The organism is Micromonospora sp. USAFONa4 (assembly GCF_057197825.1).
Genome location: NZ_CM170072.1, coordinates 3,105,281 through 3,127,295 on the forward strand (window position 1 = coordinate 3,105,281; position 22,015 = coordinate 3,127,295).

The window sequence follows — 22,015 nt, forward strand, 5'->3', positions numbered from 1 at the left end:
TCCACACCACCCCGAAAGATGGCCGTACTAGGTATCCCGGCCGTTGCCGGCATCCAACTCACCAGTGTCTCCGCCATTGAGCACCCCACCACCACATTCGGGCAGTGCGGGCTCCTTACCGACTTTCGTCGGAAGGTGCTCCTTAGAAAGGAGGTGATCCAGCCGCACCTTCCGGTACGGCTACCTTGTTACGACTTCGTCCCAATCGCCAGCCCCACCTTCGACGGCTCCCTCCACAAGGGTTGGGCCACCGGCTTCGGGTGTTGCCGACTTTCGTGACGTGACGGGCGGTGTGTACAAGGCCCGGGAACGTATTCACCGCAGCGTTGCTGATCTGCGATTACTAGCGACTCCGACTTCACGGGGTCGAGTTGCAGACCCCGATCCGAACTGAGACCGGCTTTTTGGGATTCGCTCCACCTCACGGTATCGCAGCCCATTGTACCGGCCATTGTAGCATGCGTGAAGCCCTGGACATAAGGGGCATGATGACTTGACGTCATCCCCACCTTCCTCCGAGTTGACCCCGGCAGTCTTCGATGAGTCCCCGCCATAACGCGCTGGCAACATCGAACGAGGGTTGCGCTCGTTGCGGGACTTAACCCAACATCTCACGACACGAGCTGACGACAGCCATGCACCACCTGTGACCGCCCCCGAAGGACCCGACATCTCTGCCGGTTTTGCGGCCATGTCAAACCCAGGTAAGGTTCTTCGCGTTGCATCGAATTAATCCGCATGCTCCGCCGCTTGTGCGGGCCCCCGTCAATTCCTTTGAGTTTTAGCCTTGCGGCCGTACTCCCCAGGCGGGGCGCTTAATGCGTTAGCTGCGGCACAGGGAACCGGAGAGGCCCCCCACACCTAGCGCCCAACGTTTACAGCGTGGACTACCAGGGTATCTAATCCTGTTCGCTCCCCACGCTTTCGCTCCTCAGCGTCAGTATCGGCCCAGAGACCCGCCTTCGCCACCGGTGTTCCTCCTGATATCTGCGCATTTCACCGCTACACCAGGAATTCCAGTCTCCCCTACCGAACTCTAGCCTGCCCGTATCGACTGCAGGCCCGCAGTTGAGCTGCGGGTTTTCACAGTCGACGCGACAAGCCGCCTACGAGCTCTTTACGCCCAATAAATCCGGACAACGCTCGCACCCTACGTCTTACCGCGGCTGCTGGCACGTAGTTGGCCGGTGCTTCTTCTGCAGGTACCGTCACTTACGCTTCGTCCCTGCTGAAAGAGGTTTACAACCCGAAGGCCGTCATCCCTCACGCGGCGTCGCTGCATCAGGCTTCCGCCCATTGTGCAATATTCCCCACTGCTGCCTCCCGTAGGAGTCTGGGCCGTGTCTCAGTCCCAGTGTGGCCGGTCGCCCTCTCAGGCCGGCTACCCGTCGTCGCCTTGGTAGGCCATCACCCCACCAACAAGCTGATAGGCCGCGAGCCCATCCCAGGCCGAAAAACTTTCCACCACCAACCATGCGACCGGTGGTCCTATTCGGTATTAGCCCCCGTTTCCGAGGGTTATCCCAAAGCCTAGGGCAGGTTGCTCACGTGTTACTCACCCGTTCGCCGCTCGAGTACCCCGAAGGGCCTTTCCGCTCGACTTGCATGTGTTAAGCACGCCGCCAGCGTTCGTCCTGAGCCAGGATCAAACTCTCCAACAAAAACTTGTTGAAAAACTGTCCCGACAACAAAAGTGTTGCCAAAGGAATCCAAGACCAGCCAAACCGAAGCCTGACCAGTCCAGGGTATAAATCATAATTGGCACTGGCTTATCAAGCACCCTGTTGAGTTCTCAAAGAACAACCACACACCGCCCAGAAACCCCACACCGTGGAGCACCCGACCCGGGGCATTTCGTTCATCGTGTCCGATGCTCTCGCGTCGGGCACTTTTACTACGTTACCTCACCGTCTTCGCCGTGTCAAACCGTTTGTCCCGGTCTGTCGTGCTTCGTACGGGTTGGCTCCGAGGAGCGCACGCAGCAGCGAACCACCGCGTCGATCATCGGATTTGGCAGACCGGCCGCTCTGCGGTTTCCCGCGAGCTCGCCCGGATCCCTGCCGGCCGTGAACCTTACCCGGTCGGCTTCGCTGCGCCAAATCCGCCTCGCGGCAGATCCGGTGAGCCCCGCCCGGGGCCGCGTCGTCCAAGGATTCGATCCCGTCCGACCCGGGCCAGTTCGGTTCGACGCCTCAGGACTTTCGCCCTGTTTGCCCCGTTCCGCGCTGGCAGAGAGAAAGTTACGCGTCTGCGGGTTTGAACGTCAAATCCGGGGGTAGCGTCCCCGGTCACATCATTTCCCGCTCGCTATATCGCCTGCTCAGCGCGCCGGTGCGGCGCTTGCCCTCCGCAGCCAGGGCGCCTTGCGGCGCTTCGCCCGGCAGCCAAGGCACCACCGTCACGGGCAGCGCTGCCGCCTGCCAAACGCCCGCACCCGCCGCAGTCACGCCTCATCTGCACATGTCCTGACCACAGGGATGCCGGCGGAGGTGTCAACGGCGCCAGGAACCGCCGGTATTGCCACGGCCCTGGAGCGAGCCCGCAACAGTGAGTCTGATGCGGCGTCTCGCGGAGCGCCGTGGTGTGCGGTGGAGCAGCCCGCTGGCAGTGGACCTCGGGGGCCCGGTGAAGCAGCTCGGTAGTAGTGGACCTTGGGCGCACTGCGGAGCAGCAGCCCGGTGACGGTGGAGCGTCCGTCAGGGCGCCTGGCGATCGGCACGCCAGCCGGACGCCCGCCAGGCTCGGACGCCAAGCACACCGACGGTGGTGCCGATGATCAGGGACGCCGCGATCAGCAGGGCGTGGATCCAGAGGAAGCCGGTGGCCGGGAACTCCCCGACCGTGCCGGTGGACCAGGACCGCGGGTCCTTCCAGATGGCGACGGCGAACCTCGGCCAGATCACCCAGGTCCAGATTCCGACCCCCGTGAGAAAGAGCGCCCAGCCACGCGACAGCACCATGGCTGCCGAGTATGCCAGCGCGACCTGGCGGGCCAGTGGTCGAGACGCAGGTCAGGAACCTGCCGCCGCTGAGGACCTGCCGCCGCCGGCGCCGGCGCCGTGTCGTGCGCTCAAGCCGGAAGCGCGGCGAGCGGGGCGCAGTGCTTCCGTACGCCGTGCGGCTCGACGGGCAGCGCCTCGGCGGCCCGGAGCTGGCGCGAGCGACAGCCGAACTAGGGGACCAACCGTCCGGCGACTCCCTGTGCACGTGGCTCTCCCCGAAGTCGAAGAGAGGACGGTGAGCAGTAAGCGTTTCCTTCTGCCATTCCGAAACTGCGGTGAACGGTTCGGACGGGTCCCCGGAAACGGGAGGCCCGCATGACGCGGGCCTCCCGAAAATGCCGTCAGAAGCAGGTGCCGATGCCGCCGATCGCGGGGTTCGCCCGGTCGTGGTAATGGATCGTGCCGCTCGGGTCGGCCATGAAACCGCCCCAGATGATGCAACCGCCTCTGACGTACGCCCGGGAGGGCCCGGCCGCCCAGAGCTTGTCGCCGTCGTCGGTCTGAGTGGGCAGGTACTGGGCGGCGAGGTAGACCTGGGTGCGGCTCAGCGCCCCCACGTAGGCGGACTTGACGGTGACCGTGCAGCCGTAGCCGACCATCGGGTTGTGCAGCAGGTACACGGTGCCGAGCCGGACGCCGGTCTCCGCGTGCCGGATCGGGTCCTGGTCCAGGACCGTGTATCCGGGCCCGCAGAGCGACTGCGGCGTGACCGGGTTGACGACGGCCGCCTGCGCGCCGGCGCCGGCCCCGGTGACGAGCCCGAGCGCGACGGCGAGCACGACCCCGAGCCGACGAATGGTGCGGTACATCCGTGTCCCCCATTTCCTCTGCGACAGATGCGTCACCAGAATGGGCGGCCCGGCTGGCCGAACGAATGTGCCGACTGGACACTCCGCATCCCCGGCCAATGTGCGCGGCCCATTTCCCGTCGCCGCCGCCTGCGGCACAGCCGTGTCATCCATCGACGGTCGGCGAATATGACGTACTTCGCACCGAGAAATTTCAGTGAACCGAAAATTGCCGTGTTGTTTCCCGGGAGCGCGGGCGGGGCACTGACTTGGGGACCGGCGCAGACCGTCATCGGAGGTGACCCGTGCAGCCGTCGACGTTCAATCCCTGGACCTGGCGCGACCCGTCCGCCCTCGCCGGCGGGTACTCCGGAGCCAACCCCGACTCCGCCCCGCCGGACGGGCCGGAATTCGGCGGCGACGGACCCGACGCCCCCGGCCCCGGCACCCCGCTCGACCTGGTCGGCTACCGGGTGGAGGCCACCGACGGGCGGATCGGCTCCGTCGACGAGGCCAGCGACGACACCGACGCCCGCTGGCTGGTGGTGGACACCGGACCGTGGTTCTTCGGCCGCAAGGTCCTGCTTCCGGCCGGCACCGTGACGCGGGTGGACCACCTGGACCGCACGGTGCACGTGGACCGCACCCGCGAGCAGGTCAAGGATTCACCGGCCTTCGACCCGGACGCCTACGGCGAGCCCGGCTACCGGGACCGGATCGGCGACTACTACCGGGACAGCTACCGGCAGGGCTGAGCGGGCAGGGCCTGACCCGCTACCGTGGGGGCATGGTCCGGCCGATCAGCTACGCGCCGGAGGCCGTCGACCTGGTCGACGGCCTCCCGCTCGGTGTCGTGACCACCTCTCCGACCCGCTCCGACGACGGCCGCGAGCGGATGATCGACGTACTTCGTGCCGGTGGACTGCGGTTCCGCGACGGCGCGCGATGGCGTTCGGCTCACTGAGCCGACCCTGACCGACCCGGGATGACATCCCCGGTCGACGCGCGCCCGCGCACACACTCGTCCACCAGGCACGAAAGGCGTACCACCATGTCCGTCGCACGGATGCTCACCGGGGACCGCCCCACCGGGCGGCTGCACCTCGGCCACTACGTCGGCAGCATCGCCAACCGGGTGCGGCTGCACCAGCGCTACGAGAGCTTCTTCATCATCGCCGACCTGCACATGCTCACCACGCGGAACACCCGCGAGGACATCGAGCGGGTCGCGGGCAACGCGCGGGAGATGGTCACCGACATCCTGGCCGCCGGCGTCGACCCGCGGCGCGCCACCTTCTACCTCCAGTCGGCCATCCCGGAGGTCGGCGACCTGAACACCCTCTTCCAGAACCTGGTCACGGTGCCCCGGCTGGAGCGCGTGCCCTCGCTCAAGGACATGGCCCGCGACGCCGGCAAGGAGGAGATGCCCTACGGCCTGCTCGGATACCCGGTGCTCCAGGCCGCCGACATCCTCTGCGTGAAGGGGCAGGTCGTCCCGGTCGGCAAGGACAACGCGGCGCACGTGGAGGTGACGCGGGAGATCGCCCGGCGCTTCAACCACCTCTACGGGGAGGTGTTCCCCGTGCCGGAGACGATCGCATCGGAGACGCCCACCCTGGTCGGCACGGACGGCCGGGCGAAGATGAGCAAGAGCCTGGGCAACACGATCGCGCTCTCCGCCGATCCGGCGACGGTGCGCCGGGCGGTGATGGGCATGTACACCGACCCGAACCGGGTCCGCGCCGACGTGCCCGGCACCGTCGAGGGGAACCCTGTCTTCGCGTACCACGACGTCTTCAACCCCGATCGGGCTCAGGTCGACGACCTCAAGGAGCGCTACCGGGCCGGGCGGGTCGGCGACGTGGAGGTGAAGGAGAAGCTGGCGGTCGCGCTCGACCGGTTCCTGGACCCGATCCGGGAGCGCCGGGCCCGGATCGAGGCCGAGCCCGGGCTGGTCGACCAGTTGATCTTCGAGGGTACGGAACGGACCCGCCACGAGGTGCGGCAGACGCTCGTCGAGGTCCGCCGGGCGATGGGGCTGACCAGCGCGTACACGCAGGTGCGCCGCCGGGCCGAGCGGCACCGCAAGGCCACGGCCACGCCGGCCTGAGCGGTCGTACGACCGGCCCGGGACGGGGATTGGGCACCGGCACCGGGCCGGTTCGTGCGGAGCGGTCGCAGCGGGACGAATGAGTGGCTCCGGGCGGGGCAACTGGAACACCATGGGCGTGGTCCGGTACGAGGCGGTGCTGCCGGTCGTCGACGAGCTGGACCAGCTCGTCGACCTGCTGCGCAAGGCGGCCCCGGGTGAGCAGTTGTACGTCCGGTGGTCCCGCGGGCCGGGCGTCGACCTGTCCGGCGAGCACGGGTCGGGACAGTCCAGCAAGGACGCGCTGACCGGCATCGACCTGCCCGGCCTCTCCGCCAATCCGCTCGCCGTCGAGTCGTGGTGGGGCGATCGGCCGCTGCGGCTGTGGGTGGCCCGCCGCCTCTACGACTACTGCCACCTGCGTCGGCTGCGCGGCCCGGGCGTACGCCCCTGGGTGCTGGCCGGCGAGCAGCGCGGCCGGGGCCCGGACAACGAGCCGCTGGTGCGGTGCCGCCGGCCGGTCGCGTGGGTGTCGGAGCGGGCGCTGCGGGAGGCGGACCGGGTGGTCGAGGCGCAGGCGTCGACGGAATGGGGACCACTGCACCGGGCCGACTGATCCGCCCCGCGACCAGGCTGGTCGAGGGGACGCCGGCGCGCCCCGGAGGCCGACCTGGGTGTAAGGAAGGGGCCCTTCCTTGCACCTCGTCCGGTGGCGCTGCACGGCCCTGCACCGCCTCCGAGGTCTGGCGGCCCGGGGCCGCAGGTCGCTAGGTTTCAGCTTCGGGTATCTCACTGTCGTCGATCGGGGGAAGTCGGCCGCGTGTCGCACATCGAGAAAATCACCGGGGAACTGCGCGCCTTGACCACCGGCGTCGACAGGGCGCAGGCACTGGCGGCCGCCGCCGACAACCAGGCGCAGGAGGTTGCCCTGCGCGCCGCCGGCGCCGGCTTCGCCGCCGTGGCGGCGGGCGTGATCCGGGTACGCGACGGCATCTCGGCCGTCCGGGGCAGCCTGGGCAGCCTCGCAACCACCATCGGCGAGGCCACGAAGGCCACCGCGGCCGTCCCGCAGGAGGCCAGCCCGCACGAGACGATCGCCGGCCTGGCACCGGTGCACAACGCGTGCGACGACATCCGCGACACCGCCGCCGCCACCGCCGCGCAGGTCCGCGAGACACGACAACTCGTCACCACCGTCCTGCACGGCGGCCAACCCGGCCCCCTCGTGCAGTCCCTGGAGAGCATCACCCAGGTCCTGAGCCTGGTCGCCCAACGCACCGCCAGCGCCCGGCAGGCGGTCGAGACGGCGATCGCCGAGGCCCGCCAGCTGGGGTCGGCGGGAAACTGACCGGGGCTGGCGGCAGCACACCGTCCAGCCCCACCGTCACAGCACCCGCCCCCGGCGCCTCCCCGGCGGACGACACCGACACCGCCGACCACGCGAAGTCCACGCGTGAACCCACTGACGGTCACGTGCCCTGGACCAGGCCGGCCACGGACACCCCTGGCGGCACACCGACCGGACCACGCACCCGAATCTCACCCAAGGAGAAAGCAACGGAACGCCGCAGTCTGGAACTTGAGAACGAGACCGCCGACACGATCGCCTACAAGGGCTACCGGGTGCACCAGAATCCCACGAAACAGGAGATCGCGACGGCCAAACTGAACGCCAGCGACGTCGTCGATCCGAAAAGATCACCGGATTACCTGATCGAAGGACTCGTCTTCGATTGCTACGCTCCCACTTCTTCAGCGCCAATACGGTCCGTCTGGAGTGCGGTGGCCAGGAAGGTTGAGCGGCAGCAGACCCAGCGCGTGGTGCTGAACCTCCAGGACTGGCGTGGAGACCTCGCCGCCCTGCAGAAGCAGTTCGACGACTGGCCGGTACCGGCATTGAAGGAGTTGGTGGCCGTCAGACGGAGCGGCCAGATCGTCCAGATCATCCAGATCGTCCGGCGGGATTGAGGAAGGCCGAGTGCATGTCCATCACCTACCGACTGACGCTCGCGGGTGACGTCCCGCTGGAGCAGTTGGCGGCGTTGGTCGCTCCAGCAGCAACCGAAACGACGACCCACTCCGGCGACCGGATGCTCAGCGCCGACCTGGACGAGGAGTGCGGCTACGTCGTAAGCGTCGTCGGAGGTAGCCGGGGCTACTACGGCGCCGAGGATGACGGTGGCGTCCAGTGGGAGTGGGAGCCGGAGACCTACGTCGACATCGACTTCCACATGCGCAAGGACACGCTGACCGACAAGGGCAGGCCGCACATGCTGCGTACCGTGGGCCGGGTGCTGGCCAGCCGGCCCGAGGACGCGGCGTTGGTGCTCAACGACAACTGGCTGATGCTGACCCGGGTGAACGGCGCGCTCCGCCGACACAACGAGGCGGACTGGTACGACGAGGCGTACGACAGCTTCCTGCCCCGCTGACCCGCGGATCGCAACGGCCGCTTCGGGTCCCCCTGGCGCGGGCGCGGCCGCCCTACCATCGGATCGTGGCGAACTTCGATGTCCCGGCAGCGGTCGCGACGATCTGGCAGCGGCAGGCCGCCTGGTCACGTGCGTCCGGCGAGGCCAAGCGTGCGATCACCCGTGCGCGGTTGACCATCGCCGCGCTCACCGTGGGGGCCGCCGTGTGCGGCACCCTCGCCAACCAGCTCGCGCACGCCCACCCCGGTGTGGGGCGGGCGCTCGCGATCGTCGCGGCGGCGGCGCTGCTCGTGGTGCCGCTGGCGGCCCGGTGGTCCTCCCGGGAGGCGGTGCACGTGTGGACGCGGCTCCGCTCGGTCTCCGAGGCGCTGAAGGCGGACACCTACCGCTACCTCGCCGGGGTCGCCCCGTTCGGCGGGGCGGACCGGGACGCCGTCCTGCTCGGTCGGTTCGACGCGCTCATGGACGACGCCGGCGACCTGGTCGGCCGCACCCTGGACGCGCCGCCGGCCGACCGTCCGCTGCCAGCCGTCTCGGACGTGACCACGTACGTGACGGAACGGTTGCAGCGGCAGGTCGACGGCTACTACCTGCCGGCGGCCCGCCGGATGGCCCGCGCCGCGCGGCGGGTCCGGCACGCGGCGACGGGGCTCACGATCGCCGCCGCCCTGGTCTCCGCGACGGTCGGGGTGCTCGGCGACAACCTCGGCCTCACCGCCTGGATCGGTGTCGCGGCGGCAGTGACCACGGCGCTGGTCGGCTACGGCTCAGCCCAGCAGTACGAGCACCACCAGATCGAGTACGCCCGCACCGCCGACCAGCTGACCCGGCTGCGCACGGTCCGCGAGGCCGGGCTGGGCTGGGCCGACGACGACGCGTTCGTCGCCGAGGCGGAGCGCATCATCTCGCTGTCCAACGAGGGCTGGATGGCGAAGATGATCGAGCAGGATGGCGCTGCGCAGCCGTGACATCACAGGTTGTGCCATATAGCATCGTCGATAGTCGTCGTTGACCGTCGCCGTGGGCGGTCGTCCGTCCACTCCCGACTCCAAATGGGGGAACCGACGTGGATCGCACCGCACGCCAGCCCGATCCGACCCCGCCGCCACTGGACGACCTCCGGCGTACCCCGCTCGGCCGGATCCCGCTCGACCGGGCCCGCTCCGTCGCCCGCGTGACCAGCCGCAGGGAGGATCGCCCGGCCCGTGTCGATGTCGCGGCCTTCATCTCTGCGATCTGAGCCAGCCGGGCCGGGCGGTCGGCCGACCGGGCAGGTCGCCCCGCTGACGCAGTACGTGCTTAAGCTGGTCAGCCGCTGCGACCTCGCCTGCGACCACTGCTACGTCTACGAACACCCCGACCAGTCCTGGCGGCGCCAGCCCCGGGTGATGGCCCCCGACACGGTGGCGGCAGTCGCGGAGCGGATCGCGGAGCACGCGGCGGCGCACCGGCTCGGCGTCGTACGGGTGGTCCTGCACGGCGGTGAGCCCCTGCTCGCCGGCGCCGCCCGGCTCGACGCCACCGCCGCCACCCTGCGGCGCGTCATCGGCCCGGTGGCCCGGCTCGACCTGCGGATGCAGACCAACGGGGTGCTGCTCACCCCGGCGACCTGCGACGTGCTGGTCGCCCACGACGTGAAGGTGGGGATCTCGCTCGACGGCGACCGGGCCGCCAACGACCGGCACCGCCGCCACGCCAACGGGTCGAGCAGCCACCCCCAGGTGCTGCGGGCGCTGTCGCTGCTGCGCAGCCCCGCCTACCGCAGCAGCTACGCGGGCATCCTCTGCACCGTCGACCTCGCCAACGACCCGATCCGGGTGTACGAGGCGCTGCTGGCCGAGGAGCCGCCGCACGTCGACTTCCTGCTGCCGCACGCCAACTGGGACAGTCCGCCGTCCCGCCCCGACGGCCTCGCCACCCCGTACGCCGACTGGCTGCTGGCCGTCCACCGGCGCTGGACGGCCGACGGGCGTCCGGTGCCGATCCGCCTGCTGGAGTCCCTGCTCTCCACCGCGGCGGGGCACGGCAGCCGCAGCGAGGCGGTCGGGCTCGGCCCGGCCGACCTGGTCGTCGTCGAGACCGACGGCACCTTCGAGCAGGTCGACTCGCTCAAGTCCGCCTTCGACGGCGCCGCGGCCACCGGCCTGGACGTCTTCCGCCACCGGGTGGACGACGCCGCGGCCCACCCGGCGATCGCCGTACGGCAGACCGGTCTCGAAGGTCTCTGCGCGACCTGCCGCGCCTGCCCGGTGGTCGGGCACTGCGGCGGCGGACTCTACGCCCACCGGTACCGCGCCGGGAACGGCTTCGACAACCCGTCCGTCTACTGCCCGGACCTGCTGGAACTCGTCCGGGTGGTGACAGCGGCACCGGTCGCCGACGAAGCCGCCGGGCCCACCGACTCGCTCCACCCGCGCGTCCTCGACGACCTGGCCACCGGCGCGGGCACGGCGGCCTCGGCCGCGCAGCTGGCCGCCGTCCACCTGGCGCTGGTGCGCGCCCTGCTGGTCGCGCTCAGCGAGCGGGCCGCGGGCGACCCGGTGGCGGCCGACGGGTGGCGGCTGCTGGTCCACCTGGACGACGCGCACCCTGACGCCGTCCGCGCCGTGCTGGCCCACCCCTTCGTGCGCCGCTGGGCCCGGCGCTGCCGGGACGGGACGGCCGAGCTGTCCTACCTGGCGTGCGTGGCGGCGGCCGCCGCCGTCCGCGCCGGGGTCCGGGCCGACCTGCCCGTCCCGGTGCGCGACGGGGTGGTCAGCCTGCCGACGCTCGGCGCGCTCGCGGTCGGTGCCGAGCGGGGCGTCGTCAGGCTCGTCGTCGACGACGGCGGCGTCCGGCTCGTCGGCCGGCGGATCGCCGTCCTCCCGGGCCACGACGGCGACCCGGCCCGGGAGGACGGGCCGGACGGCTGGCTGCCGGTTCGTGCCGTCCCTCTCGGCGGTGACCGGCTGCTGTTGGAGGACACCGATCCGCACCGGGACGGCTACGACCTGCCGGTCGAGCCGCGGCTGTCCGGCGCCGTCGCGCTGGGGTGGACGCGGCGGCTGGAGGGGGCGGTTCGGCGGATCGACGCCGAGGCCACCAGCTACACGGCGGGCGTACGCACCCTGCTGCGGGCCGTCGTGCCGCTGCGCGCGGAGCCGACCGGCCGGTTCCGCAGCGCCGCCGCCGGCGCGGCCTTCGGCGCGGTGGCCGTCACGGCCGTACCCGACGACGCCACCCTCGCCGTGCTGCTGGTGCACGAGGTGCAGCACCTCAAGCTCAGCGCGGTGCTGGACGTCTGCGACCTGTTCGACCGCGACGACACCCGGACGCTGCGCGTGCCGTGGCGGGACGACCCGCGCCCGGTGGAGGGCGTGCTGCACGGCGTCTACGCCCATCTGGCGGTCGCCGACGTGTGGCGCCACCGCCCCGGGCCGGCCGCCGGGGGGCACTTCCGCCGCTACCGGGACTGGACCGACGGGGCCCTCGACGCCCTGCTCGACCTCGGCGTCCTGACCGCCGCCGGCGAGCGGTTCGTCGGCGGGATGCGCGCCACGGTGGACACATGGCCGTGACCGCCGGCCCGCTCCGGCGGGCCACGCTGACGGCGGACCTGCGCGCGCTGGGACTGCGGCCGGGGTCCACCGTGCTGGTGCACTGCGCCCTGTCCCGCGTCGGCCGGATGGCGGGCGGCCCCGCCACGCTGCTGGCCGCCCTGCGGGACGTGCTGGGCGGGGCGGGCACGGTGGTCGTACCGGCGCAGACAGCCGGCAACTCCACCACCTCGCGGGCGTTCCGGGCGGCGACCGCCGGCATGGACGCCACGGGGATCGCGGCGGCGGAGGCGGCCATCGTGCCGTTCGACCCGGAGCGCAGCCCCGCCGAGGGCATGGGGGTCTTCGCCGAGCACGTACGCCGGCAGCCGGGGGCGTACCGGAGCCGCCACCCGCAGACCTCCTTCGCCGCCCTCGGCCCCGACGCGGCCCGGCTGACCGCCGTCCACGACCTCGACTGCCATCTCGGCGAACGCTCGCCCCTCGGCGCGCTCCACGCCGCCGACGCCGTGGTGCTGCTGCTCGGCGTCGACTGGTCGGTCTGCACGGCGTTCCACCTGGCCGAGTACCGGTTGCGCCGCCCGCCGGCCGACCGGGCGTACCGGTGCTACGTGCGCGACGCCGCCGGGCGGCGGGTCCGGCGCGACTTCCGGGCCCCGGACCTGCACGACTCCGACTTCCCGCTGATCGGCCGGGCCCTGACGGAAGCCGGGCCGGTGCGTACCGGGCGGGTCGGCGGCGCCGACGCCCGGCTCGTGGGTCTCCGGGTGGCCGTCGACTTCGCCCGAGGGTGGATGGATGAGCACCGCCGGTGACGAACGGGGCAGCGACGGGTTGGCGGCTGTCGATACTGTGGACGGCTGGGAGTCGCTGCACCGGTCGGGAGCGGTAGGTGGCAGAGGAAACGTACGGGGAGGACGAGAGCGCCCCCGTGTTCTTCCTCAGCTACGCCCGCACGAAGAACCGGGTGGCCGCGCCCCCGCGCGACACCAACCAGAAGGTCTTCCAGCTCTTCGTCGACCTGTCCGACCACGTCGTCGAGCTGCTCGGCCTCGGCCCGGGACGGACGGCCGGATTCATGGACCGGATGCTCGACGGCGGGCAGGTGTGGACCGAGGACCTGGCCTTCGCCGCCGGCCAGTGCCAGGTCTTCATCCCGTTGATCTCGCCGCAGTACCTGAACAGCGCCTGGTGCGCCAAGGAGTGGGACGCGTTCACCCGGCGGCAGGTCCTGCACCGGCCGGGTGCCGAGCCGTCCGCCGGGGAGACACCCGTCGTCCCGGTCAACTGGTCGGTGGTGGACCGTCGACGGCTGCCGGAGGTCGTGTCGCGGCGGCAGATGTTCACCCCGACCCGGTTGCCCTCGGACATCGCCCCGCAATACCACGACGAGGGCATCTACGGCCTGTTGAGCCTCGGCAAGAACGGCAAGGACGCCTACGACGCGGTGGTCTGGCGGCTCGCGCAGCGGATCGCCCGGGCCTACCAGACGCACTGGGTACGGGCGGAGGTCCCGACGGACGTGCGGCTGTTGCGCGAGACGTTCGAGGAGGTCGGACATGACGTGGTCTGACCTCACGGGGGCCCGTGCCGTCGCGCGCCGGGAGACGTACTTCTTCCTGAGCTACGCCCACTCGGTGCCGCTGTCGGCCGCGTCCCGGCCGGACACCGACTACTGGGTCAGCCGGTTCTTCCACGACCTGGCCGCCGCCGTGCGGCGCGGCGCCACGAGGAGCGGCGACCTCGACGCCGGCTTCTTCGACGGTCAGGTCAGCCCCGGGGCCGACCTCAGGCAGACCCTCACCGAGGCGCTGAGCCTCACGCACGTCTTCGTGCCGCTGCACTCGCCGAACTACTTCCGCAACGCGTGGGCGCTGGGCGAGCGCGAGTCGTTCCGCAGCCGGCTCACCCGGCTCGCCCCGGCGCGGGCCGAGCGGCACCTGTTGCCGGTGCTGTGGCTGCCCCTGCCGTCCTGGGGCGACCGGCCCGAGACGACGCAGGCCCTCGACCTGGTCCACGACGCCGACGACCGGGCCGACTACGCCGAGAACGGGCTGCGCGCCCTCTGCAAGCTCAGCGCCTACCGCCGCCAGTACGAGAGCGTCCTCGCGGCGCTGGCGGCGCGCATCGTCACGGTGACCGAGACGCAGCCGCTGGCCCGTTCCCGGGCGGCGACGTTGTCCAGCCACCCGGTCACCGACGGCGGGGGCCCGGCGCTGGTGGTCACCACCCTCACCGACCACACGCGGTGGCGGCCGTACGCCGGGCAGCACGAGCTGGCGGTGGCCGACTACGTCGCCGCGACCGGCGAGCGGCTGGGCCTGCCCACCCGGGTCGTCGACCTGGCGGCGGCCCGCGCCCTGGCGCCGGCGAGCCCCACCGTCGTGCTGGTGGACGCCGCGACCGGTGCCGCCGCCGCCCGGGCCGCGCTGGACGGCCTGCCCCGCTGGGTCGTCCCGTTGGTCATCGCCGCCGAGCACGAGCGTGGCGAGTCGGCGCCCGAGTCGATCGCCGGTACGTTGCAGGACGCCGGATTCCCCCGGGTGCTGCCGGCGCGCGCGATCGACGAGTTCGAGCGCTGCGCGCCGTTGCTGGTGACCGAGGCCCGCAAGCAGTTCCTCCGGCACGGTCCGGTGTACCCGCCCGACGGCCCGGCCGCCCCGAAGCCGACGCTGCGGCCGTCCCGGCCGTCCGACGGCCCGCCGGTCACCGGTCCGGGCCTGCCGCCGACGCGGCCGTTCGACACGACGCGAGGGAAGGACGAGCGATGACGCCATCGCGCGAAGGGCAGGTCGTCACCTTCTACTCCTACAAGGGCGGTACGGGCCGCACCATGGCGCTGGCCAACACCGCGTGGATCCTCGCCGCGAACGGCCAGCGGGTGCTCGTCGCCGACTGGGACCTGGAGTCTCCCGGCCTGCACCGGTTCTACGCCCCGTTCCTCGACCCGGAACAGGTCGCCACCACCGGGGGCGTGATGGACCTGATCCTGGACTACGAGTGGGAGAACGCGCGCCGGCGCGAGGAGACCGGCGCCGACTCCCGGCCGGGCGACTGGCACCGGGAGTACGCACGGGTCCACCGCTACGCGTTCTCGGTGGGTTGGGAGTTCCCCGGCGGCGGCAGCCTCGACCTGCTGCTGGCCGGCCGGCACAACCCCGACTACGCGACCAGCGTGACCGGCCTCAACTGGGACAACTTCTACAACCGGCTCGGCGGCGCGCAGTTCTTCGACGCGCTGCGCGAGGACATGAAGCGGCACTACGACTACGCCCTCATCGACAGCCGCACCGGAATCAGCGACGTCGCCGAGATCTGCACCATCCACCTGCCCGACGTCCTGGTCGACTGCTTCACCCTCAGCGACCAGGGCATCGACGGCGCCGCGGCGGTGGCCGCCCGGGTCCGCGACTACGAGGGGCGCCGGGCGCGGCGGGTGCTGCCCGTGCCGATGCGCGTCGACGACGGGGAGAAGAGCAAGCGGGACGCCGGCCGGTCGCTGGCCATGCAGAAGTTCACCGGCCTGCCGGGCGGCATGACCGACAGCGAGCGGCAGGCGTACTGGCTGACCGTCGAGGTGCCCTACCGCGCGTACTACGCCTACGAGGAGACGCTTGCGACGTTCGGCGACGAGCCGGGCGGCCGGACCACGCTGCTGTCCGCGTACGAGACGCTGACCAGCCACATCACCAACGGCAGGATCACCGGTCTGCCCCGGATGGACGACCAGTTGCGCCGCCGGACGGTGCAGCGCTTCGAGCGCAAGCCGACGGTCGTGGACGAGCTGATCGTGCTGCGCCACGTGCCCGAGGACCAGGTCTGGGCGGAGTGGGCGCAGGCCGTGCTGAACTCGGCCGACCTGCGGGTCGTCACCGCGCCCCTGGACGGGCCGGCGCCCGAGCCGACGGGCCCGGCCTTCCGGGAGGTCCGGCTGGTCTCCCGGGCCTACCTGGCGGCCCGGCGCGCCCGCCCCGACACCGACCAGGGCACGCCGAGCTGGCTGGCCGTGCACGTCGACGACACCCCGCCGGTGCCGGACGTCCCGGTGGGCAGCTGGACGGCCGTGCACGACCTCACCGCCGAGGACGCGGCGTCCCACCTGCTGAAGCTGGTGGGACGCACGGTGGGCGCGACCGGACTGCGTCCCGCCCGCTTCCCGGGGGTGCGCGCCACGGTGTTCAACGCGCCGGCCCGCAACGCCCGCTTCACCGGGCGCGAGGACCTGCTGCGCAGGCTCCGCGAGGAGCTGAAGGCGTCGGGCGGGGGCGGCACCCCCGTCGCGCTGCGGGGCGGCCCCGGTCTCGGCAAGACGCAGCTCGCCATCGAGTACGCGCACCGGTTCCGGGGCGCGTACGACATCATCTGGTGGGTGGCCGCCGACCCGCCGCAGTTCGTCGACGTGCTCATGACGGAGCTCAGCGACGAGCTGGGCCTGCCGGCCCAGACGACCATCCCGGAGACCAACCGTGCCCTGCGGCAGCGGCTGGGCCAGACCGAGCGCCGCGCCGACGGCAGCCCTCCGCCGCACTGGCTGCTCATCTTCGACAACGCCGACCAGTACGAACACGTCCGGCCCTACCTGCCGCAGGGCAATGGCCACGTACTGGTCACCACCCGCAACCCGGACTGGGGCGACCTGGCGCGGGCGGTGGACGTGGAGGCGTTCGAGCGGGCGGAGAGCGTCGCGCACCTGCGCGCCCGGCTGGGCGAGCACCTGATGAGCGTCGCCGAGGCCGAGCGGGTCGCCGACGCCGTGGAGAACGTGCCGATCTTCGTCGCGACGGTCGGGGCGTGGCTGGCCGACACCCGGACGCCGGTCGACGAATACCTCGCCGGGCTGCGCCGCACCGGCCTGGAGACGGAGGTCTGGGACCTCCCGCTGCAACGGCTGAGGCAGGGCTCCCCGGGGGCGTACCGGCTGCTCCAACTCGCGTCGGTGCTCGCCCCGGAGATCTCCCTGGAACTGCTCTACGGCGACCAGGTGGCCCAGGTCATCGCCCCGTACGACAAGGTGGTGGCGGCCCGCGTCGCCGACCGGGTCTCCGAACGCGACATCGCGGCGGCGCTGGTGCAGCGGATGAACAAGCTCGCGCTGATCAAGCTCGACCCGCACGCCCACCGGGTGCAGGTGCACCGGCTGTTGCAGAACGCCCTGCGCGCCCGCATGTCCGACGCCGAGCTCATCACGGCCAAGCACGAGGTGCACCAGATCCTCGCCGGGTCGCGACCGCCCGGCGAGGTGTCGGACCCGGCCAACCGGCAGCGCCTGCGGATGCTCTGGCCGCACCTCGACGGGTCCGACGCCATCTCCTGCCGCGACGACGACGTCCGGCAGCTCGTCATCGACCGGATCCGCTACATCTACGTCAACGGCGGCTACGAGCAGGGCGAGCGGTACGCGCGGGAGACCGAGGCCGTCTGGTCGACGCTGCTGGCGGAGTTCCCGCCGGACGGGCCGGAACACCGCAAGCTGCGCGTCCAGCTGCTGCACCTGCGGTTCAACTGGGCCAACCTGCTGCGCAGCCTCGGGCGGTTCGAGGAGGCCCACCGGCTGGACGAGGACACGCTGCGCCAGCAGGAGGAGCTGATCGGCGAAAGCCACCCGCACACGTTGATGACCGCCGGCGGCTACGGCGCCGACCTGCGTACCCTGGGCCGCTACCGGGAGGCCCTGGAGCGTGACCTGCGGACGTACGCCGCGTCGGTCGAGGTCTTCGGCGAGGACCACCGGGGGACCCTCATCGCCGCCAACAACCTGGCCGCGTCCTACCGGCTGATGGGCATGTTCGACAAGGCCCTCGACGGCGACCAGGCCACCAACCGTCGGCTGCGGGTCGTCCTCGGCCACGATCACCCGAACACGTTGGCGTCGGCCAACAACCTGGCCCGGGACCTTCGGGAGACGGGCGACTACGAGGGTTCCGTGGCGCTGCTGCGGGAGACGGTGACGGGTTACCGGAACCTCTTCGGCGAGCACTCCCGGGACCTGCTCACCGCGCAGGCCAACCTGGCCGTGTCGCTGCGCAGCACCGGGGAGATCGCCGAGGCGGCCCAGTTGCTCGACGAGACCTACCAGCGGCTGCTGGCCACCCAGGGGCCCACCAGCCCGGACACCCTGTTCAGCTGGCTCAGCCGGACGGCGAACCTGATGTTGCAGGGGCAGAGCGCGCAGGCGCTGACGGAGCTGGGCGAGGTGGAGCAGATGTTCGTCCGGCTGTTCGGCGCCGATCACCCGTACTCGCTGGTCTGCCGGATCAACCTGGGCGTGGCCCTGTGGGACGCCGGCGACACGGGCACCGGCCGGTCGCTCACCGAGACCACGGCGCGGGAGGTGTTCGCCGCGCTCGGCGACCGGCACCCGTTCGCCATGGCGGCGGCCAACAACGTCGCGGTCTTCACCATCCTCGCCGGGGACACGGAGAAGGGACGCGACCGGCTGCGGGCCGTGGTGGAGCAGTTGACCGAGGTGCTCGGGGCCGAGCACCCCGACACGCTGCGCAGCCGGGGCAACCTGGAAACCGCCCAGCAGGCGCTGTCCGGCGGGCGGGTGAGCATCGGCCGGATGCGGATCGCCGACCGGCTCGCCAACCGGATCGGGCAGCACCACCCCAGCGTCGTGGTGCTACGCGACGGGCGGTACGTGCGCCGGGTGCTCGACCCGCACCCCTACTGACCGGGCCGGGCGCCGATCAGCAGGTCGGCGCCCAGCGCCGCGTCGGGGTCGACGAGCCAGCGCAGGATGCGCGGCAACTCCTCGACCGCGTCGAAGTGCGCCGCCCCGGGCCGGACCTCCATCTCGGCGCCGGGTATCTGCGCGGCCAGCCAGCGGCCGTGGCTGACCGGGGCGAAGTTGTCGTCGGCGCCGTGCCACAGCCGGACCGGCGTCGCCGCAGTGTCGATCGCCGACAGGTCGAACGCCCAGGGGCGGCGGAACGCCAGCACGTCGTCGATCCATCCGTACGGCCCGGAGCGGAGCGCCTCCGCGTAGGTGTCGGTGATCAGCCGGCGCAGCGCCGGGTCGTTGACGGCCCGGCGGTCCGCCGTGCTCATCTCCGTCCGCAGGTCCGCCAGGAGCAGTCGCGGGTCCGCGGCGGCCCGCTCGGCGCGCTGGCGGATCTCCTCCACCACCGCGGCGGTGTCGGGGCTGCCGACCCCGAACCCGCGCACGTTGCCGGTGTTCATGCCGCCGACCCAGTCCAGCTCGATGGCGTTCCACGGGGCGAGGCTGACCAGCACGGCCACCCGGGTCACCCGGCCGCGCAGCCGGGCGTCGGCCGCGCAGGCGAGGGCGTGCGGGCCGCCGCCGGAGCGGCCGACGACGGCGAACTGCTCCACGCCCAGGTGGTCGGCGATCGCCTCCACGTCGCGGGCGGCGTCGGCGACGTCGCGGTCCTCGCGCCGGTCGGAGTCGCCGTAGCCGGGTCGGTCGTAGGCGATCAGCCGGACGCCCATGCGGTAGAGGACGATGCCGCGCGGCTTCGGGCCACGGCGGCTGCCGGGCGTGCCGTGGAGCAGGAAGACGGGGAAGCCGTCGGGCGCGCCGGTCACCTCGTACGCCACGCGTCTGCTGTCCTCGCGTTCGGCGAAGTCGGCCCCTGGCTCGCCGTCTCGGGTCACTCCGTCCTGCCCTTCGGTGCCGCAACCAGCCAATACTCGCAACCCGGCATCGAGTGGAGACGATGTCTGACTGCTCCACTCAGCAATCGAGCCTAATGGTCGGGCCCGCCGCGCCGCTATGGCGAGCCGGAACAAGGGGCCGGATCTGTCGGAAACGACACCTCCGGTCTGCCGCCGCTGGAACTTCCGGCGGCCGCTTCGACCGGGGACGCCGGCGGCCGGGTCGGACGGTCAGGCGGTCAGCGCGTCGAGGGCGTCGTCGAGCTGGGGCTTCCGGCCCTCGGCGAAGACGTCGAGGAACTCCTCGCCGGGCGCGGCCCAGAACCGGGTACGCGGCTCGTCGCGCCAGTCGCAGGTGATCTCGCAGCCCCACGAGTGCAGGTACGTCCGCTGGTCCGCCTGCCCCCGGTGGAACAGCGGGTCGCCGACGATCGGGAAGCCGAGCCACGCCAGGTGGACGCGGATCTGGTGACGCCGGCCGGTCACCGGCTTGAGCACCAGCAGCGTACGGTCGCCGCTGACCAGCGCCGTGGCGAAGTCGGTACGGGACTCGTAGGAGGGCCTGGACCGGTCGACGGCCGACTCCGGCAGCGCGAAGCGGCGGCGGTCGGCGTCGTAGCGGATGGCCTCGCGCTCACCCGCGATCCGGATGGTGCCCTTGCGGCCCGGCCGCAGCGGCAGGTCGATGGTGCCGGTCTCGGGCAGTCGCGTCCCCTCGACCCAGGCCAGATAGCGCTTGTCGGCGCCCCGGTTGGCGAACTGCCGGGTCAGCGAGGCGTGCGCCGACGGCGTCCTGGCCAGCAGCAGCAGCCCCGAGGTGACCTTGTCGATGCGGTGCACCCAGTGCACCGGCTCCCCGGCGGCGGCGGCCAGGTCGGTCAGGGACTCGGCGTGCCGCTCGCCCATCACGGAGATGCCTGGCGGCTTGTCGAGCACGAGCAGGTGGTCGTCCTCGTGGACTGGCCGGCGCCGAAGCTCCGACCAACTGAAGGTGGTCATCGTCGCCTCGGCTCTCGACTGTCCTGAGCTGTTCCGGGTGGTCGACGGCCGCCCGGGGCGGTGGTCACGCGCGGCGCGGGGGCCCAGGCCGGCCAGGTGGGCCGACACGGCGAAGGATACCAACCCGATGGCCGCGCCCCCGGTGTCGCGCGGTGCCGCGCAGGCGCGACCACGTCATCGGCCTGCTTCGAGGTGTGGAGCGGGCCGACGGCGAGTGGAGCACGTTGAAAGAAATATGCCGGGTTGTCGGACTCTAGGTTGAAAAGGCACACGGGGTCGAGGCAGACCGCCGCGCGAAGCGCCCGGACCTGGGAGGAAAACCACCGTGACCCAGTATGTGGAGGAGGCCGGCCGCCCGGCCCGGCAGGACGAGGAGTCCCGGCGGCCGACGGGCAGGACGGGTGCCGGCGGGTCGTCCGGACCGTGGTGGCGGCGGCCATGGATCGTGCCGCTGGTGGCGCTCGTCGCCGGGTTCCTGCTGTTCGTCCTGCCGCCGTACCTGCGCCTCGACCCGACCCAGGCGCGCGTGATCCTCAACGAGGGGTTCACCGCGCACTACTCCGTCCTGGTGGTGCACATCCTCTTCGGCACCATCGCGCTGGTGACGTTGTGCCTCCAGGTCTGGCCGTGGCTGCGTCTGCGCTATCCCGCGGTGCACCGGACCAGCGGCCGGCTGTACGTGTTCGCCGGCGCCCTCCCGGCCGCCCTGCTGGGGCTCGCCCTCATGCCGTTCGCCGCGATACCGAACGGGCTGCTCGGCAGCGCCCTGGCGTCCGTGGGATGGATCGTCACGACCGTGCTCGGTTTCCGCGCCGCCCGGCGGCGTCGCTATGCCGAGCATCGCAAGTGGATGGTTTACAGCTTCGCGTTCGCGCTGCAGACCGTGTGGGGGCGGGTGATCTTCCTGGTGAGCGCGGCGACCGGATGGTCCCTCAATCCGATCGTGGCCGCCGAGGTGAACGGATGGGGCAGCACGCTGGTGAACGCGGCCATCGCGTACTGGTGGCTGCGCCGCACCGCCCGCCCGTCCCGGCTGCGCGTTCAGTCCACGCGCCCGGCCGACGCGCTCACTCGAACCGCCACCGGGTAGCGGCGAAGCCGGATTCCTTGTCCATGCCGACGACCTTGGCGGGAGCCACCCGGTAGACGAGGTACGGCGACGGGCCGATCCCGTCGCCGTCGATCCCACCGTCAACCGGGGTCACCTCCCAGCCGTACTTCTCCCCGTACGCCTCGGCGACGCGCTTCAGCGACGCCGGGTCGGTGATCCGCGACGCCGTGCCCTCGACGGACAGGTCCAGCTCGGGGCTGCCGACGGTGAGGACGCAGTGCGGGTTGGTGGCCAGGTTGTCGACCTTGTGGGCGGACTCGCTGGAGCAGAAGTACATGGCGTCGTCGTCGAGCCACATGGCCAGCAGCGGCACGGCGTGCGGTCGGCCGTCCGGGCGGACGGTGGACAGGAAGAACTCGCCCGCCTCGGTCAGCCGTTCATGCGCCTTCGACCAGGGCATCGGCTTGGCGCCTTCGCTGGCAAAGGACGGTTCCGCGACCG

Annotated in this window: 20 protein-coding genes and 1 rRNA gene; 15 read left to right on the plus strand and 6 right to left on the minus strand. The window is 71.6% G+C overall.

From position 1 onward, the window contains the following. Positions 1–146: 146 nt before the first annotated feature. The 3 genes from AC0OO9_RS13495 to AC0OO9_RS13505 form a co-directional block, all read right to left on the minus strand. A 16S ribosomal RNA gene (locus AC0OO9_RS13495) occupies positions 147–1,661 on the minus strand. A gap of 1,035 nt (positions 1,662–2,696) precedes the next feature. Then, a complete protein-coding gene (locus tag AC0OO9_RS13500; RefSeq protein WP_484517495.1) occupies positions 2,697–2,960 on the minus strand; it encodes an SCO4848 family membrane protein in 264 nt (87 codons plus the stop codon). Between the two features lie 383 nt (positions 2,961–3,343). Continuing rightward, positions 3,344–3,811 (minus strand): hypothetical protein, encoded by a 468-nt coding sequence (locus AC0OO9_RS13505; protein ID WP_484517496.1) that lies wholly within the window; start codon positions 3,809–3,811, stop codon positions 3,344–3,346. Positions 3,812–4,095: 284 nt separating this feature from the next. Here AC0OO9_RS13505 and AC0OO9_RS13510 point away from each other — a divergent pair, with 284 nt between their 5' ends. The 14 genes from AC0OO9_RS13510 (at position 4,096) to fxsT (ending at position 18,520) form a co-directional block, all read left to right on the plus strand. Beyond that, positions 4,096–4,545, plus strand: a complete 450-nt coding sequence (locus AC0OO9_RS13510) for a PRC-barrel domain-containing protein (RefSeq protein WP_484517497.1) — start codon at positions 4,096–4,098, stop codon at positions 4,543–4,545. Positions 4,546–4,577: 32 nt separating this feature from the next. Next, positions 4,578–4,754, plus strand: coding sequence for a hypothetical protein (locus AC0OO9_RS13515; RefSeq protein ID WP_357578462.1), 177 nt, complete (start codon positions 4,578–4,580; stop codon positions 4,752–4,754). Positions 4,755–4,841: 87 nt separating this feature from the next. Further along, positions 4,842–5,900 (plus strand): tryptophan--tRNA ligase, encoded by a 1,059-nt coding sequence (gene trpS, locus AC0OO9_RS13520; RefSeq protein WP_484517498.1) that lies wholly within the window; start codon positions 4,842–4,844, stop codon positions 5,898–5,900. Between the two features lie 79 nt (positions 5,901–5,979). Continuing rightward, positions 5,980–6,495, plus strand: coding sequence for a DUF6098 family protein (locus AC0OO9_RS13525; RefSeq protein WP_225852214.1), 516 nt, complete (start codon positions 5,980–5,982; stop codon positions 6,493–6,495). Between the two features lie 204 nt (positions 6,496–6,699). Further along, a complete protein-coding gene (locus AC0OO9_RS13530; protein WP_484517499.1) occupies positions 6,700–7,227 on the plus strand; it encodes a DUF6244 family protein in 528 nt (175 codons plus the stop codon). A gap of 188 nt (positions 7,228–7,415) precedes the next feature. Continuing rightward, the gene (locus tag AC0OO9_RS13535) at positions 7,416–7,847 is read left to right on the plus strand and encodes a CdiA C-terminal domain-containing protein (RefSeq protein WP_484517940.1); all 432 of its coding nucleotides are present in this window, start codon (positions 7,416–7,418) and stop codon (positions 7,845–7,847) included. Positions 7,848–7,861: 14 nt separating this feature from the next. Beyond that, a complete protein-coding gene (locus AC0OO9_RS13540) occupies positions 7,862–8,311 on the plus strand; it encodes a SitI3 family protein (protein WP_484517500.1) in 450 nt (149 codons plus the stop codon). A 65-nt stretch (positions 8,312–8,376) separates the two neighbouring features. Then, positions 8,377–9,279, plus strand: a complete 903-nt coding sequence (locus AC0OO9_RS13545) for a DUF4231 domain-containing protein (RefSeq protein WP_484517501.1) — start codon at positions 8,377–8,379, stop codon at positions 9,277–9,279. Positions 9,280–9,377: 98 nt separating this feature from the next. Continuing rightward, on the plus strand, positions 9,378–9,551 hold the full coding sequence (locus AC0OO9_RS13550) for a hypothetical protein (protein ID WP_421458747.1): 174 nt from the start codon (positions 9,378–9,380) through the stop codon (positions 9,549–9,551). Then, entirely contained in the window at positions 9,523–11,868 is a 2,346-nt protein-coding gene (locus tag AC0OO9_RS13555; protein WP_484517502.1) for an FxsB family cyclophane-forming radical SAM/SPASM peptide maturase, read from the plus strand. The genes AC0OO9_RS13550 and AC0OO9_RS13555 overlap by 29 nt, the downstream gene beginning before the upstream one ends. Next, positions 11,859–12,662, plus strand: a complete 804-nt coding sequence (locus AC0OO9_RS13560) for an AAC(3) family N-acetyltransferase (RefSeq protein ID WP_484517503.1) — start codon at positions 11,859–11,861, stop codon at positions 12,660–12,662. Before AC0OO9_RS13555 ends, AC0OO9_RS13560 begins: the two co-directional genes overlap by 10 nt. A gap of 77 nt (positions 12,663–12,739) precedes the next feature. Then, complete coding sequence (locus AC0OO9_RS13565; protein ID WP_484517504.1) at positions 12,740–13,420, plus strand: TIR-like protein FxsC; 681 nt, start codon at positions 12,740–12,742, stop codon at positions 13,418–13,420. Next, the gene (locus AC0OO9_RS13570) at positions 13,407–14,618 is read left to right on the plus strand and encodes a TIR-like protein FxsC (protein ID WP_484517505.1); all 1,212 of its coding nucleotides are present in this window, start codon (positions 13,407–13,409) and stop codon (positions 14,616–14,618) included. The genes AC0OO9_RS13565 and AC0OO9_RS13570 overlap by 14 nt, the downstream gene beginning before the upstream one ends. Next, a complete protein-coding gene (fxsT, locus tag AC0OO9_RS13575) occupies positions 14,615–18,520 on the plus strand; it encodes an FxSxx-COOH system tetratricopeptide repeat protein (RefSeq protein WP_484517506.1) in 3,906 nt (1,301 codons plus the stop codon). The genes AC0OO9_RS13570 and fxsT overlap by 4 nt, the downstream gene beginning before the upstream one ends. Here the strand turns inward: fxsT and AC0OO9_RS13580 are convergent. Next, positions 18,514–19,464: an alpha/beta fold hydrolase gene (locus AC0OO9_RS13580; RefSeq protein WP_421455836.1), complete on the minus strand. Its 951-nt coding sequence runs from the start codon at positions 19,462–19,464 to the stop codon at positions 18,514–18,516. The genes fxsT and AC0OO9_RS13580 overlap by 7 nt on opposite strands. A 231-nt stretch (positions 19,465–19,695) precedes the next feature. Beyond that, positions 19,696–20,463: an RluA family pseudouridine synthase gene (locus AC0OO9_RS13585; protein WP_484517507.1), complete on the minus strand. Its 768-nt coding sequence runs from the start codon at positions 20,461–20,463 to the stop codon at positions 19,696–19,698. A gap of 325 nt (positions 20,464–20,788) precedes the next feature. On the opposite strand from AC0OO9_RS13585, the gene AC0OO9_RS13590 reads away from it, so the two are divergent. Next, positions 20,789–21,553: a DUF2306 domain-containing protein gene (locus AC0OO9_RS13590; protein WP_484517508.1), complete on the plus strand. Its 765-nt coding sequence runs from the start codon at positions 20,789–20,791 to the stop codon at positions 21,551–21,553. Here the strand turns inward: AC0OO9_RS13590 and AC0OO9_RS13595 are convergent. Then, positions 21,531–21,974, minus strand: coding sequence for a pyridoxamine 5'-phosphate oxidase family protein (locus AC0OO9_RS13595; protein WP_421455846.1), 444 nt, complete (start codon positions 21,972–21,974; stop codon positions 21,531–21,533). The two genes, AC0OO9_RS13590 and AC0OO9_RS13595, sit on opposite strands and share 23 nt — an antisense overlap. Positions 21,975–22,015 lie beyond the last annotated feature (41 nt).